The sequence below is a fragment of the Streptomyces scabichelini genome, assembly GCF_011045015.1.
Classification (GTDB): domain Bacteria; phylum Actinomycetota; class Actinomycetes; order Streptomycetales; family Streptomycetaceae; genus Streptomyces; species Streptomyces scabichelini.
In genome coordinates this window covers 1-13,575 of the sequence record NZ_JAAKZY010000261.1, presented here as the reverse complement: position 1 = coordinate 13,575, position 13,575 = coordinate 1, and the positions used below count along the sequence as shown (strand labels likewise).

The window sequence follows — 13,575 nt, the reverse complement described above, 5'->3', positions numbered from 1 at the left end:
TCGCGGCGCGGGCCGACGCCGGCGACTTCGACACGTTGCTGGACAAGGAGGCACCCCCTCCGTGGAGGACTTCAGTGGAGGAGGAGGACCTTCTCCTTGGCCCGGCGGAACTCCTCGTCGGAGATGTCGCCCCGGGCCCGGATCTCCGAGAGCCTGGCGAGTTGCTCCACCTCGCCGGCCGGGGCGGTGGCGCCGACGGTCTCGCGGACGTACCGGTCCGTCATCTCCAGGTGGGCCTGGACGTGCGCCTGTTCACGTCGGCCCATGCCCTTGCCGCGGGCGACGACGTAGACGAAGACGCCCAGGAACGGAAGGACGATCGTGAAGACCAGCCATCCCGTCTTGGCCCATCCGTTCAGGGAGTCGTCGCGGAAGATGTCGACGATGACGCGGAACAGCAGGAAGATCCACATGACCCACAGGAAGATCCACATGACCGTCCAGAAGGCCCCCAGCACCGGGTAGTCGTACGCCAGGTTCACATTGGTGTCCATGGTGTCCATTGCTTCTCCTGTTGGTGTCGTTCGAGGTTGCGCGTTGAGGTCGCACGTTGAGAGCCCCGGTGCGCGACGGACGGCCTCAGCCGGGGCGGGTGACTGGTCGAGCCCCGGCGGCCGGGTGCTCGGGTGTGCCGGAAGCCGTGGCGAGGATTCCGAGGAGAGCCAGCACGAGGACGACGATGCCGAGGACGAATGCCACGGCCCCGGGGGTGGGGTAGTTCCACAGCATCAGGGCGAGTGCGCCTCCGGCGATGGCGATGCCGGTGGTCCACTTGCTGTGTGTGTCCAGCCAGCGGCCGGCCGCGCCGGTGCTCAGACCGTGGCGCGCCATGGCCCGGCCGGTGGCCCCTGTTCCGCCCGCCGCCGCCGATCTGACCCACCGGGCACCGCGTCCCGGCCCGTACAGATAGGCGGCCAACGCGGTGATCACCGCGATGACCAGGACCGTACGCGTGCTGTTCCTCAGGAAGCGGATGAAGGTGTCGTAGATTTCGGCTGCCGTGCCCTGCGGCAGAGCGGTCGTGGGGACGGAGTCCAGATAGACCTGGCGCATCACGGCAAGGCCGATGAGCAGCGCGATCATCATGACCCCGACGCCGATGGCCGTGGCCATCAGGGCGACGCGATGCGCGGGTGCGCTCCAGACGGCGAGTGCCGCCAGGACCAGGACCACGACGGGGAGCCAGGTGCCGATGATGTCCAGCAGACGCATGGCGTCCTGGGCCTCGTTCAGCTTGTCGGTCTGGAACAGGTGGATCGTCTTGTCGACGTCGGGGATCTTCGCGGCCTGATCGAAACCCGCGCCCACCAGCGTCTGCTTGACGTCGTCGATGACGGTACCGAGGTTCAGGTCGACGGAGTCGTCGCCGGCCTGGATGGCACTGCTGTCGTCGCCGGTGAGGACCTCGACCACGGCGGCGTGGGCCCGCCGGTTGGCTTCGTCCCACACTTCGGCGAACTGGTCGCTGGCCACCACCTTGTGCACGATGTCGTGGACAGCCGAGTTGAGCGCGCTCGTCAGCGGGCCGGTCAGGGCCTCGGCGCCCTGGACCACCTGAGGTGGCGCCCCTTGCTGCTTCAGCGCCTTGGCGGTGGCCGAGGTGATGGCGGCGACATCGATGGTGTCGACCACGCGCTTGGTGAGCCGGTCGGTCACGGTGCTCTGGACGGAGGGCTCCTTGGCGATCGGGGCGACGGTCTGGACGTACCGGTCGGTGTCGGAGACCTCGGAGTCCACCCAGGCCGCGACCACGGCCGACGGCGCCAAGAGGAAGGCCAGCAGCATCAGTACGGAGGCGGCCGCATAGCGCGGACCCCGGTGACGAACGGACGCCGCCTTGCGCAGCCGTTCGTACTCGTCCCGTTCTGCCGCGTTCAACGGAGGGCCGGCGACCGGACGGTCAGGGCCTTCGGAAGCGGATGACGAACCACCGGAGGAATCCATGGGTCTCCCCTTGACGGACTGCACTCAGCTGAGTGCAGGCAGGGCAGGGGCAGCGGTACGGGTCGGCATTACGGGGCATCTGCCGTGGGCGGGGGAGGCGGCCTCAAGCTTCTTCCAGTGCTTCGCCGAACTCGCGCAGTACCCGGCCGTGATGGCTGTGGGCGAGCTGGTGGCCGACCGCCAGGACCAGCGCCACCGGCCATTCGAGGAGCTCCAGAGCGGCCAGTAGGCCAACGCCGGTGAGGAAGGCGAGCTGTTCGGGAGGGAGCAGTTCCACACGCGTGCCGAACAGGTCGAACGCCACGGTGTTGTGGGTAACAGCGCGTTCAGCCGCCCCACTTGCCGTCTGTGAGGTGACAGTCGATGGGGTCATGGTTGCCATCCGTTCCATCGTCGACCACGAACCGTCGGCGATGCGTTTTGGCTAGTTTGACCTATTTGTCAACCATATCCAGGAGGCACGGATGGCGCATCAGCAAGTGGCGTGGGGCCGAGCACGACGGCGATGTCGCCCGCCGCCGGCAGTTCTCCGGGCGCCAGTTCCAGTCCGGCTTCCCGGATCCGCCCGCCTGTGCCTCGGAGCCCGCCCACATCAGCACGTCGAGGCCCGCCGATCGCAGGGCGCGCCCGAGACCGACCGCCCACGGGTCGCCGCCGACCAGGAGGGGGCGGGCGCGGGCCGGACGGGCGGCGCCCAGGCGGCGGGCGACGGGTACCGCGGTCAGGCCGTAGAGCGTCACGGTCGCCGCGGTCGCCCCATGGTCACCCGGTGGGAAGCCCCCGGCCTGTCGGTGCACATGCGGATCCACCGGTCGGGTGGTTTCCTGATTGAGGGGATCACCATCGTCTCCCGATGTGAGGGAGTTGCCGTGAGTGACCAGAGCAACGACTTCGACGACGTGGGCCCCATCGACTATCTGGTGGTCGAATACCCGGGCAGCAGCCCCACCGGCGAAGCCCTTCCGTTCCTTGTCGACCTGGTCGACCGGGGCGTGATCCGCATCCTCGACCTTCTCTTCGTCCGCAAGGACCCCGACGGTTCCGTCGCGGCGGTCGAACTGTCGCATCTCACCCGGGACGACAACCCCGAGCTCGCGGTGTTCGAAGGCGCTCCCTCGGGGCTGCTGGGTCAGGACGACGTCGAAGAGGCAGGAACGGTGATCGGCCCCGGCAGTACGGCCGCCGTCGTGATGTACGAGAACCTCTGGGCCGCACCGCTCGCCCATGCCATGCGGCGCAGCGGCGCTCGCCTGGTGGCCGCCGGGAGGATTCCCGGGCCCGACCTCGTCGCGGCCCTCGACTCGGTGGAGGCCGCGGCCACCCGGCCGTGACCAGCGCCCGGAGCACAGGAGGTGCCGACCATGCCAGGTCTCCTTCGCGGGGTCGCCCGCACCGCCGCCGTCGCCGGCACGGCGACCGCGGTGTCGAACCGCGTGTCCCGGCGCCAGGCGGGCCGCTGGGCCGGGCAGGACGCACAGCGGGCTGCGACCCAGCAGCCTCCGTCCGCATCCGCGGGCACGGAAGACAAGATCGCACTGCTGAAGCAGCTGGGCGAACTGAAAAGACAGGGCGTGCTGACGGAAACGGAGTTCGAGGACCAGAAACGCCGGATCCTCAGCGGGTGACCACCAGCCGTGGACGGTCTGAAGATCCTCCCTCTCGCCATCACCATGATGGTCGGGCCTCAGATCATGTCGGCCATCATCTTCGTGACGGCGCCCAAAGCGGTCCGAGTGTCCCTGGGGTTCCTGGCCGGCGTGGTGATCGCCACCACGGTGGGCGTGGCCGTCATGGTGGGCATCGCTGCCGCTCTCGGCACCGCCGTCGATTTCGGCGACTCGTCCGACGGCGGTTCCGCCGGCCGGATCATCCAGTACGTCCTCGTCGCGCTCCTGGCCATCGCCGCGCTCAAGAACTGGATCAAGCGCGAAAGCACAGAGCCGCCGAAGTGGCTCGGCACCCTGATGGGAGCGGACCCCGGCAAGGCGTTCAAGGTCGGTCTGCTGGTCATCCTCCTGATGCCGTCCGACATCATGATCATGCTGACCGTCGGTGTCCATCTGGAGCAGGGCGGAGACTCCTTCGCCGCGGCACTGCCGTTCATCGCGCTGACGCTCCTCGTCGCGGCGCTTCCGCTGCTCGTGCGTCTGTTGTTCGCCGGGCATGCCGAGGCCGTCATGCCGAAGGTCCGCGACTGGATGAACACGCACAGCTGGCTGGTGAACATCATCGCGTGCGTGATCTTCATCGTCCTGATCCTCGTGTGACCCGCACACGATCCACAAGCAAGTGACACCCCATGCGCAAGTGACACCCCATGCAAGTGACCAAGGAGACGTCATGGCTCAGGCGACCTACCAACGTCCGCAACGAACCGCCGCTTTCGCCGGAGGCCTCGTGGCATTCGGCGCGGTCATGCTGGTCATCGGAGGCATTCTCGATGTGCTCCGCGGCGTGATGGCCATCGCCGAGGACGACATCATCGTCAACACCCCGGACTACGTGTTCAAGTTCGACACGACCGGCTGGGGATGGATCCATCTGAGCCTCGGTGTCCTGGCCGTCGTGGTCGGCGCCAGCCTGTTCCAGGCCCGGACCTGGGCCCGCGTCGTCGGGGTCGTGCTGGCGGGACTGCTCCTGATCTCCAGCTTCCTGACCCTGCCGTACTACCCGGTCTGGTCGGTCGTCCTGATCGCGGTCTACGGCTTCATCATCTGGGCGCTGTGTGTCGTGCAGCCGCGTGAGGGCTGAGCACGCTCGTGCTGCGTGGGTGGAGTTCGTGGCACGGCAGCCCGGCAGCACGGCAGCGCGGCAGCAGTGAGCAGCGGGGCGCGGCACCCCCCTCAGGCGCCGCGCCCCATCCCCCCATTTCCCCCTACACAGTGGCTATTCGGTGGTCACCGGAGGCAGTTCGCCCGAGCGAGCCGCCTGTCCGTACCAGAGGGCGCTCGACTTGGGCGTACGGGCCAGGGTCGAGTAGTCCACGTACACCGCGCCGAAGCGCTTGCCGTAGCCGTAAGCCCACTCGAAGTTGTCCATCAGGGACCAGAGGTAGTAGCCGCGGACGTCCGCGCCGTCGGCGATCGCGCGGCGGACCGCCGAGAGGTGGCCGTGGAGATAGGCGATCCGCTCGGGGTCGTGGACGCGGCCCTCCGGGTCCGGCTTGTCGTCGTAGGCCGCGCCGTTCTCCGTGACGTACAGGGGCAGGCCGGGGGCCAGGCTCGCGTAGCGCATGATCAGTTCGTGGAGGCCGGTCGGGTCGATCGTCCAGCCCATCTCCGTGCGATCGCCCGGGGTCTGGTGGAACATCACGTCGTCCGCACCAGGCCAGGGTGAGTACGAACTGTTGCCGTGGCCGTCGGCGCGCGGGCCGGACGGTGCGGACTCCGAGGCCGAAACCAGCGACGGCGTGTAGTAGTTGAGGCCCAGCGCGTCCAGGGGCTGGTTGATGAGTTGAAGGTCGCCGTCGAGGACGTACGACCAGTCCGTGACCGACGACGTCGCCTCGAACAACGTCTCCGGGTACACGCCGTTCAGCATCGGACCGTGGAAGACGCCGTTCGCCAGGTCGTCGATCCGCCGAGCCGCCGCCACATCCGCGGGATCGTCCGAAACCGTCCTGATGACCGATGAGTTGAGGCTCACCGCGACCGTGTTCCGGGCGGGCATCGCGGCGCGCAGGGCCGAAGTACCCAGCCCATGCGCCAAGTTCAGGTGATGGGCCGCCCTCAGGGACGCCACCTGGTCCGTACGGCCCGGAGCGTGCACCCCGGATCCGTACCCCAGAAAGGCGCTGCACCACGGCTCGTTGAGGGTGATCCACTGCTCGACGCGGTCGCCGAGCGCCTCGCCGACGATCTGCGCGTACTCCGCGAAGCGCAGCGCCGTGTCGCGCTCCGGCCAGCCGCCCGCGTCCTCCAGATCCTGCGGCAGGTCCCAGTGGTAGAGCGTGACGGCCGGCTTGATGCCGTGCGCGAGCAGCTCGTCCACCAGGCGGCGGTAGAAGTCCAGACCGCGCTGGACCGCGGGGCCGCGGCCCGTCGGCTGCACCCGCGGCCAGGACACCGAGAAGCGGTACGCGGTGAGGCCGAGCTCCGCCATGAGGGCCACGTCGTCGCGGTAGCGGTGGTAGTGGTCGACCGCGATGTCGCCGTGCTCGCCACCGGCCGTCTTGCCCGGGGTGTGGCTGAAGGTGTCCCAGATCGAGGGCGTACGGCCGTCCTCCCGCACCGCCCCCTCGATCTGGTACGCGGAGGTAGCGGCCCCCCAGAGGAAGGCGGGCGGAAAGGTCACTGGCTCAGGCATGGAAGCGCTCCCATAAGGAGGGGAAGAAAAGGGGGAAGGAAAGGAAGGGGGAAACGGGGCCGGGGCGGCGATGACCCGGCCCCCTGGGCGGTCCGGCCGCCCGGCGGACGAGCCGCCCGGGGGACCAGCCGCCCAGCGGACAGCCGACCTGTTGATCAACCCTTGACGGCGCCCTGCATGATGCCGCCGACGATCTGCTTGCCGAAGATGGCGAAGACGATCAGCAGCGGCAGGGTGCCGAGCAGCGCGCCCGCCATGATCAGGGACTGGTCGGGGGTGAAACCCCGGCCGAGGCCCGCGACCGCGACCTGTACGGTCGGGCTGCCGTTCTGCGTGAGGACGAGGAACGGCCACAGGAAGTCGTTCCAGGCCTGCACGAACATCAGCATGCCGAGCACGGCCATCGCGGGCCGGGCCGTCGGGAACACGACGTGCCAGATCACGCGCCAGCTGCTCGCGCCGTCGACGCGGGCCGCCTCGATGATCTCGTCGGGCAGCGCCTGGATCAGGTACTGCCGCATGAAGAACACCCCGAAGGCGTTCACCAGCGACGGCAGGATCACGGACTGGAGCTGGTCGGTCCAGCCGAGCTCGGCGACCATCATGTACAGCGGGATGATCATGAGCTGCGGCGGCACCATCATCGTGCCGATCACGAGCAGCATCAGCGCGCCGCGCCCTCTGAAGCGCAGCTTGGCGAAGGCGAACCCGGCGATCGTGGACAGGAACACGATGGTGACCGCCGACGTTCCGGCCACCAGCGTGGTGTTGATCAACGCCTCGCTCATGTTGGCGTTTTCCCAGGCGAGTTCGAGCTTGTCGAACAGGCCGCCGCCGAACCAGAACGGCGGCGGGGTCTCCGCGAGCCGCTGGTTGTCGCGCGAGGCGGCGATCGCCGTCCACACCAGTGGGAACAGCGAGCCGATGGTGAACAGGGCAAGGATGATGTACGCGATCGGTCCGGCGTGCAGGTGCCCGCCGGCCCGCTTGGCCATGGAACGCCGCTTGGGGGGCGCGTCCTCGGGGGCGGGCGGTTTCGTCAGTGTCGTCGTCACGGCCGGTTCTCCTTAACTACTGGCGCGCAGCCGGCGCGAGATGACGTAGTTGACGATTCCGATCACGATGAGGATCAGGAACATCGCCCAGGCGATGGCGGAGGCCCGGCCCAGGTGCAGGTTGACCCAGCCCTGCTCGTACAGATAGAGCCCGAGCGTCTGGAACTCGTGCTCGGGACCGCCGGACGCCCCCTTGTTCGGGTCGAACAGCAGCGGCTCACCGAAGAGCTGGGTCGCACCGATGGTCGAGACGACCACGGTGAACAGGATCGTCGGGCGCAGCGAGGGCAGCGTCACATGGATGAACTGCCGCCAGCGCGAGGCACCGTCGAGGGCCGCGGACTCGTACAGGTCCTGCGGGATGGCCTGCATCGCGGCCAGGTAGATCAGCGCGTTGTAGCCGGTCCAGCGCCAGATGACGATCGTCGAGACGGCGAACTGTGAGGGCCACTTGTCGTTCTGCCAGTCGACGTTGTCGATGCCGACGAGGTTCAGCGCCCAGTTGATCATGCCGTAGTCGCGGCCGAAGAGCAGAACGAAGACGAGGGAGGCCGCGGCGATCGACGTCGCGTACGGCGCGAGCATCGCGACCCGGTAGAAGTTCGAGGCGCGCAGCTTGTAGTTGAGGATGTGGGCCAGGCCCATCGCCATCAGCAGCTGGGGGACCGTCGAGATGATGCCGATGGTCAGGGTGTTCTGCGCCGCGTTCCAGAAGAACTCGTCGTCGAAGATGCGCGTGTAGTTGCGCAGCCCCGCCCACTCCATGTCCGTCGGCGCCGTCAGCTCCACCGTGTGCAGGGACGCCCACGCCGTGTAGAGCAGCGGGAAGAGCCCGAAGGCGGCGAAGAGCAGAAAGAAGGGCGAGACGAACGCGTACGGACTCCAGCGGATGTCACGCTGCCATCGGCGGGAGAGTCGGTCCCGGCGGCGCTTGTCCGCGTCGGGCACCTTGTCGGCGGGCGGACGGGCCGGGGCCGCGCCCCCCTCCTTCGAGGGGGGCACGGCGGTGTCGTGCCGGGCGGGCATACCGGTCACTTCTCCAAGTTGTTGTCGATGGTCTTGGTGGCCGTCTTCCAGGCTTCCTCGCCCGACTGGCCCTTCGTCACGAGGATGACGCCGTTGTCGGTCAGACCCTGCTGGATGATCTGGTCCTTCGGGCCGATGACCTGGGCCGGGATCTCCTTGGCCGCGGCGGCGAAGATCGTGCCGATCGGCGTCTCACCGGTCATGTCGTTCTTCGCGTTCTTCACCAGGGGCAGGTCGTACGCGGCCGGGGAGCTCGGGAAGCTGCCCTGCACGTCGAAGAGCTTCGCCTGCTGCTCGGGCGCGGTCAGCCAGGCGACCAGCTTCGCCGCCTCCTTCGTGTTCTTGCCCGACTTGGGCACGGACAGGAAGGTGCCGCCCCAGTTGCCGGCCTTGGGCGCCGTGGCCACGTCCCACTTGCCCGCGGACTCCGGCTTCGACTTGCCCTTGAGGTAGCCGAGCATCCACGGCGGGCAGGAGACCGCGGCGAACTTGCTGTTGGCGATCGTCGTGTCCCAGCCGGGCTGGAACTGCGTCTGCTTGCCGACCAGCCCGTCCTCGGCGGCCTGCGCGGTCAGGTCGAAGCCCGCCTTGACGGCCGGGTTCGTCTTGTAGATGACCTCGCCGGAGGCATCGTAGAACTTCTCGGACTCACTGCTGAGGACGGCGTTGAGCAGACCGCCGGGCGAGTCAAGGAAGGTGGTGCCCTCCGGGGCCTTCTTCTTGTAGTCCCCGCCCACCTTGAGGAACTCGTCCCAGCTGCCCGCCCACAGCTTGCTCACTTCCTCGCGGTCGGTGGGCAGACCGGCCGCCTTGAACAGGTCGGTGCGGTAGCAGATGCCCAGCGGGCCGATGTCGGTGCCGAGCCCGACCACCTGGCCGTCCTTGGTCTGGGCCTGCTTCCACTTCCAGTCCAGCCAGTTGCTCTCCTCGACGCCCTCCACCTTGGACATGTCCATCAGCTTCGACGCCTGGGTCTGCGCGATCTCGGCGATGTTGCCGACCTCGACGGCCTGGATGTCCTGGAGGCCGCTGTTGGTGGTGAGGTGGTTGATGAGCGGCGGGTAGTAGTTCTCGTTCCGCTCGATGACGGTCTCGGCGATCTTGATATTCGGGTTGAGCTTCTCGTACTCCTTGTAGAGGCCGGCCTCTTTGAAGCCCTGGGTGCCGAAGAGACCCAGTGTGATCGTGGTCTTGCCACTGCCGCCGCCCGACGAGTTCGAGTCGCCGTCGTCGCCGCCGTCGTCGGCACAGCCGGCCAGCAGCCCGGCGCCCAGCGCGGTGACGGCCCCGAGGACCACCGTCCGGCGGGCGAAACGGGTACGTGCTCGCATGTCGTCCTCCTGTTGCCCTGACGTGCCGACCCCCCGGCCAACTGCGTTGTTGGGCCCGTTGTTTCATGCTGCGGCTCGGGCGGGGAACGTGCGGGATGTGTATGTGTCAGGTACTGTGGGAGCGCTCCCACAGGTGATGTGTTGAAGGTTCGTCGACCGACGCGGGGGTGTCAAGGGAGTGGACCCAGAGATGTGTCTTCAGTTATCGGGCTGTTAGCTAACGTCCGACAGTGATCGGAGTTCGGGGACAAGTGCCCGGCGGCGAGTGGCTGTTGGGCGGGTTCGGGGTGGGCTCCGGCAGCCCCGGACCGGACCGGGCGCCGGGACCTCACCCGGATCAAGGCTGTTAGATTCCAGGCCACACGCGGTGTGAGCCGTGTCGGACGGGAGGCGGGGCATGGCAGTCCACGGAGCGCGGGGCCGCAGCGGCAGGCGGCCGACCCTCGAGGAGGTCGCCGCGCGAGCCGGCGTGGGCCGCGGCACGGTCTCTCGCGTGATCAACGGATCACCGCGGGTCAGCGACGCCACGCGCGCGGCCGTCGAGGCGGCGGTCGCGGAACTCGGTTACGTCCCGAACACGGCGGCCCGCGCCCTCGCCGCCAACCGCACCGACGCGATCGCCCTCGTCGTCCCCGAGCCCGAGACCCGCTTCTTCGCGGAACCGTACTTCTCGGACATCCTCAAGGGCGTGGGCACGGCCCTGTCGGAAACGGAGATGCAGCTCCTGCTGATATTCGCGGGCAGTGACCGGGAGCGGCGCCGGCTGGCCCAGTACCTGGCGGCGCACCGGGTGGACGGCGTCCTGCTGGTCTCGGTCCACGCGGACGACCCGCTTCCGGATCTGCTGTCCCAGCTGGAGATCCCGGCCGTGATCAGCGGCCGCAGATCAGCGGACGAGACGCTGCCCTCCGTCGACTCGGACAACTTCGGCGGCGGCCGTTTCGCCGTGCAGCACCTGCTGTCCCAGGGCCGGCGCACCATAGCCCACCTCGCGGGCCGCCTCGACGTGTACGGTGCCCAGCGCCGCGTCGACGGCTACCGCGAGGGGCTCCGCGAGGCGGGCCACAAGGTCGACGAACGCCTCATCGTCGCCGGCGACTTCACGGAGGAGGGCGGCCGCCGCGCGATGACGGAACTGCTCGCCCGCTGCCCCTCGTTGGACGCGGTCTTCGCCGGCTCCGACGTGATGGCGGCCGGCGCCCGCCAGGTGCTGCGCGAGGTCGGCCGCCGTATACCCGACGACGTGGCCCTCGTCGGGTACGACGACTCCGCCATCGCCCGCCACATGGACCCGCCCCTGACCAGCGTCCGCCAGCCGATCCAGGAGATGGGCCGCGCGATGCTCGACCTCCTGCTGGAGGAGATAGCGGACAGCCGTCCGGCGGTTTCGCGGGGGCTGGAGCGGCGACAGGTGGTGCTTCCTACGGAGCTGGTGGCCCGCGCCTCTTCGTGAGCCGGGGCCGGGGCCGGGGCCGTGGGCCCACGGGCTCTGAGTCGTGGGCCGTGGCCGGGAGTCGTGGGCCGGGCCCGTGGGCGGGGCCGTGAGCGATCAGCAGTGACCGTGGGCCCTGAGTCGTGGGCGTGGGGGTGGGCCTTGAGCCCTGGCCGTGGGCCGGGGCCGTGGGCCCATGGGCCGTGGGCGTGAGCCGGTGAGCTCACGGGCCCTGAGTCGTGGGCCGAGGGCGTGGGCCCATGGGCCCTGAGTCGTGGGCCGAGGGCGTGGGCCCATGGGCCCTGAGTCGCGGGCCGGGGGCCGGGGCCGGGAGTCATGGGCCGGGACCGGGCCCGGAGGCCGAGGCCGTGAACGACGAGCAGGGACCGTGGGCCGTGGCCGTGGCCGTGGCCGTAGCCGTGGCCGTGGGCGTGGGCCGTGGCCGTGGGGCGAGGGCGTGGGCCGTGGGTCGAGGCGTGGGCCTTGGGCCGTGGCTCAGGGCCTGTGGGCCGGGGGCGTCGTCGTGAACTCGAAGGTGGGTGTGCGCCGGGCGCCGGACCGTTCCAGGGCCTCGGCCAGCAGGCGCACCTGGTCCAGGGAGCTGTCGGCCGGATACAGGACCAGGTCGTCAACTCCCGCGCGGGACAAGGCGATCAGCTCCTCGCGCAGGCGCTCGTCCGAGTCGAGGCAGTCGACGCGGACCGACTCGTAGTACGGCGACTCCTCGGAGCCGTAGTAGTGCCCCACGTACGCGGACGTGAGGTCCGCCGCGTCCGGGCCGCAGCAGAAATAGCGCGGTACGAGGATCTGGGGCCGCCCGGGACGGCCGGCCCTGGCCCATTCCTCGGTGACGCCCCGTATGCCGTTCTCCAGGAACTCCCGGCCCGACACCGGTGCCACCCAGCCTTCGCCGAAGCGGGCCGCACGGGCATAGCCCGGCTGGACGAGACCGCCGATGAACAGCCTCGGCCGGTCGGCACCGGGCAGCGGAGTGGGGCCGGAGACACCCTTGACCTCCCCGTCCCAGACCCGGCGCATCTCGACGAGGGTGTCATCGAAGAGCTTGCCGTGGCCCTTCGCCCGTACCCCGCTGGCCGCGAAGTCGTCCGGCCAGCCGCCGATGCCGAGACCCGCGGTCAGCCGGCCCCCGGAGAGCAGGTCGACCGTGGCGAGCTGCTTGGCGAACAGGACCGGATTGCGCCGCCAGCCGACGTTCAGGATGCTGCTGAACAACTGGACGCGCTCGGTGACCGCGGCCGCGACCCCGAGGCAGACCAGCGGATCGAGGATGTCGTACACCAGGCGGTCGATCGACCCCAGGGAGTGAAAGCCGAGCCGCTCCGCGTCCTGGGCCCACTGCCCGACCTCCCGGGCCGGCCGCCTGGGAACAGCGACCGGCAGACCGATTCCGATCTTCACGCTGACCCCGTCCCTTCCGCGCACAGGCCTTTCGGACTTCCGACAGCCAGGACGCTACTCAAGGAGACCGGGCAGGGTCTTGAACGGATCGGACGCGCGGTATTGCCCGAAGGCGCGCGGTGTCGTTCAAAAGAATCAAGGGCCGACCCGTTTCCACAGGTCGACCCTTGATCGAATCAGGGTGAGTGACGGGACTTGAACCCGCGACATCCTGGACCACAACCAGGTGCTCTACCAGCTGAGCTACACCCACCATGACCGGCGGTTATCCGCGTGGACTTACCGACCGGCCGAGAAAAAGTGTACAGGGTCCGAAGGGGTGCTCGCGCCAGCGTTTACAGGTGCCCTACTGCGCAGGCAGGACGTGCTTCGCCGCGATCGTGCGGGCCGTGTCCGAGTCTGGGCCCGGCAGGGGGACGAAGATCGCCTCGCGGTAGTAGCGGAGTTCGGCGATGGATTCGCGGATGTCCGCCAGGGCACGGTGATTGCCGTTCTTCTCCGGGCTGTTGAAGTACGCCCGGGGGTACCAGCGGCGGGCCAGCTCCTTGACGGAGGAGACGTCGACGATCCGGTAGTGGAGGTACTCCTCCAGGGTCGGCATGTCGCGCAGCAGGAAACCGCGGTCCGTGCCCACCGAGTTACCGCACAGCGGGGCCTTGCCCGGCTCCTTGACGTGCTCCCGTACGTACGTCAGGACCTGCTCCTCGGCATCCGCGAGCGTCGTACCGGCGGCCAGTTCGGAGAGCAGGCCGGAGGCGGTGTGCATGGCGCGCACCACCTCCGGCATGGTCTCCAGTGCCGTGTCGGGCGGGCGGACCACGATGTCCACCCCTTCGCCGAGCACGTTCAGCTCAGAGTCGGTGACCAGCGCGGCCACCTCGATGAGCGCGTCGTCGGACAGCGAGAGGCCGGTCATCTCGCAGTCGATCCACACCATGCGATCGTTCATATGTCTCACACTACGGCCCGTTGTCACCCTCGGGCAGGCACGGGGCCAGGTCAGGTGCCCGGGCCCCGCCCGCGGAGCGCGAGCGCCGACCGGCGGCGCCGCACCCCACCCCGC

General features: G+C 69.1%; 14 protein-coding genes, 1 tRNA gene and 1 pseudogene. 5 read left to right on the top strand and 11 right to left on the bottom strand.

The features are described 5' to 3' along the window. Nucleotides 1–71: 71 nt before the first annotated feature. The 4 genes and pseudogenes from G5C60_RS44480 to G5C60_RS44465 form a co-directional block, all read right to left on the bottom strand. Nucleotides 72–494, bottom strand: coding sequence for an SHOCT domain-containing protein (locus tag G5C60_RS44480; protein ID WP_165268876.1), 423 nt, complete (start codon nt 492–494; stop codon nt 72–74). Nucleotides 495–579: 85 nt separating this feature from the next. Continuing rightward, a complete protein-coding gene (locus G5C60_RS44475; RefSeq protein WP_241267517.1) occupies nt 580–1,878 on the bottom strand; it encodes a hypothetical protein in 1,299 nt (432 codons plus the stop codon). Nucleotides 1,879–2,047: 169 nt separating this feature from the next. Then, nucleotides 2,048–2,326, bottom strand: a complete 279-nt coding sequence (locus G5C60_RS44470; protein ID WP_241267516.1) for a hypothetical protein — start codon at nt 2,324–2,326, stop codon at nt 2,048–2,050. Nucleotides 2,327–2,457: 131 nt separating this feature from the next. Then, nucleotides 2,458–2,693, bottom strand: a pseudogene (locus tag G5C60_RS44465) (cation:proton antiporter); the annotation flags it as partial. A 120-nt stretch (nt 2,694–2,813) separates the two neighbouring features. Between G5C60_RS44465 and G5C60_RS44460 the strand changes: the two are divergent. The 4 genes from G5C60_RS44460 to G5C60_RS44445 all read left to right on the top strand — a co-directional run bounded on the left by G5C60_RS44460 (nt 2,814) and on the right by G5C60_RS44445 (nt 4,695). Next, nucleotides 2,814–3,275: a DUF6325 family protein gene (locus G5C60_RS44460; RefSeq protein WP_338146104.1), complete on the top strand. Its 462-nt coding sequence runs from the start codon at nt 2,814–2,816 to the stop codon at nt 3,273–3,275. A gap of 30 nt (nt 3,276–3,305) precedes the next feature. Then, complete coding sequence (locus G5C60_RS44455; protein WP_165268866.1) at nt 3,306–3,569, top strand: SHOCT domain-containing protein; 264 nt, start codon at nt 3,306–3,308, stop codon at nt 3,567–3,569. Between the two features lie 9 nt (nt 3,570–3,578). Beyond that, nucleotides 3,579–4,211 carry a GAP family protein gene (locus tag G5C60_RS44450; RefSeq protein ID WP_165268864.1) on the top strand — a complete coding sequence of 211 codons (633 nt, stop codon included), beginning with the start codon at nt 3,579–3,581 and terminating at the stop codon, nt 4,209–4,211. Between the two features lie 73 nt (nt 4,212–4,284). Further along, complete coding sequence (locus tag G5C60_RS44445; RefSeq protein ID WP_165268862.1) at nt 4,285–4,695, top strand: DUF7144 family membrane protein; 411 nt, start codon at nt 4,285–4,287, stop codon at nt 4,693–4,695. A 135-nt stretch (nt 4,696–4,830) separates the two neighbouring features. On the opposite strand, the gene G5C60_RS44440 is transcribed toward G5C60_RS44445, so the two are convergent. The 4 genes from G5C60_RS44440 to G5C60_RS44425 form a co-directional block, all read right to left on the bottom strand. Beyond that, on the bottom strand, nt 4,831–6,249 hold the full coding sequence (locus tag G5C60_RS44440) for a GH1 family beta-glucosidase (protein WP_165268860.1): 1,419 nt from the start codon (nt 6,247–6,249) through the stop codon (nt 4,831–4,833). A 155-nt stretch (nt 6,250–6,404) separates the two neighbouring features. After that, nucleotides 6,405–7,304 carry an ABC transporter permease subunit gene (locus tag G5C60_RS44435; RefSeq protein ID WP_165268858.1) on the bottom strand — a complete coding sequence of 300 codons (900 nt, stop codon included), beginning with the start codon at nt 7,302–7,304 and terminating at the stop codon, nt 6,405–6,407. 12 nt (nt 7,305–7,316) lie between these two features. Next, a complete protein-coding gene (locus tag G5C60_RS44430) occupies nt 7,317–8,330 on the bottom strand; it encodes a carbohydrate ABC transporter permease (RefSeq protein WP_165268870.1) in 1,014 nt (337 codons plus the stop codon). A gap of 5 nt (nt 8,331–8,335) precedes the next feature. Next, the gene (locus G5C60_RS44425) at nt 8,336–9,661 is read right to left on the bottom strand and encodes an ABC transporter substrate-binding protein (RefSeq protein ID WP_165268856.1); all 1,326 of its coding nucleotides are present in this window, start codon (nt 9,659–9,661) and stop codon (nt 8,336–8,338) included. A gap of 397 nt (nt 9,662–10,058) precedes the next feature. Here G5C60_RS44425 and G5C60_RS44420 point away from each other — a divergent pair, with 397 nt between their 5' ends. After that, nucleotides 10,059–11,114, top strand: coding sequence for a LacI family DNA-binding transcriptional regulator (locus G5C60_RS44420; RefSeq protein ID WP_165268854.1), 1,056 nt, complete (start codon nt 10,059–10,061; stop codon nt 11,112–11,114). Nucleotides 11,115–11,588: 474 nt separating this feature from the next. Here G5C60_RS44420 and G5C60_RS44415 read toward each other — a convergent pair whose 3' ends face one another. From G5C60_RS44415 to orn, 3 genes are all read right to left on the bottom strand, one after another. Then, complete coding sequence (locus G5C60_RS44415; RefSeq protein ID WP_165268852.1) at nt 11,589–12,512, bottom strand: LLM class flavin-dependent oxidoreductase; 924 nt, start codon at nt 12,510–12,512, stop codon at nt 11,589–11,591. Nucleotides 12,513–12,692: 180 nt separating this feature from the next. Continuing rightward, nucleotides 12,693–12,765, bottom strand: a tRNA-His gene (locus tag G5C60_RS44410). Between the two features lie 93 nt (nt 12,766–12,858). Further along, the gene (gene orn, locus G5C60_RS44405) at nt 12,859–13,461 is read right to left on the bottom strand and encodes an oligoribonuclease (protein ID WP_165268849.1); all 603 of its coding nucleotides are present in this window, start codon (nt 13,459–13,461) and stop codon (nt 12,859–12,861) included. Nucleotides 13,462–13,575 lie beyond the last annotated feature (114 nt).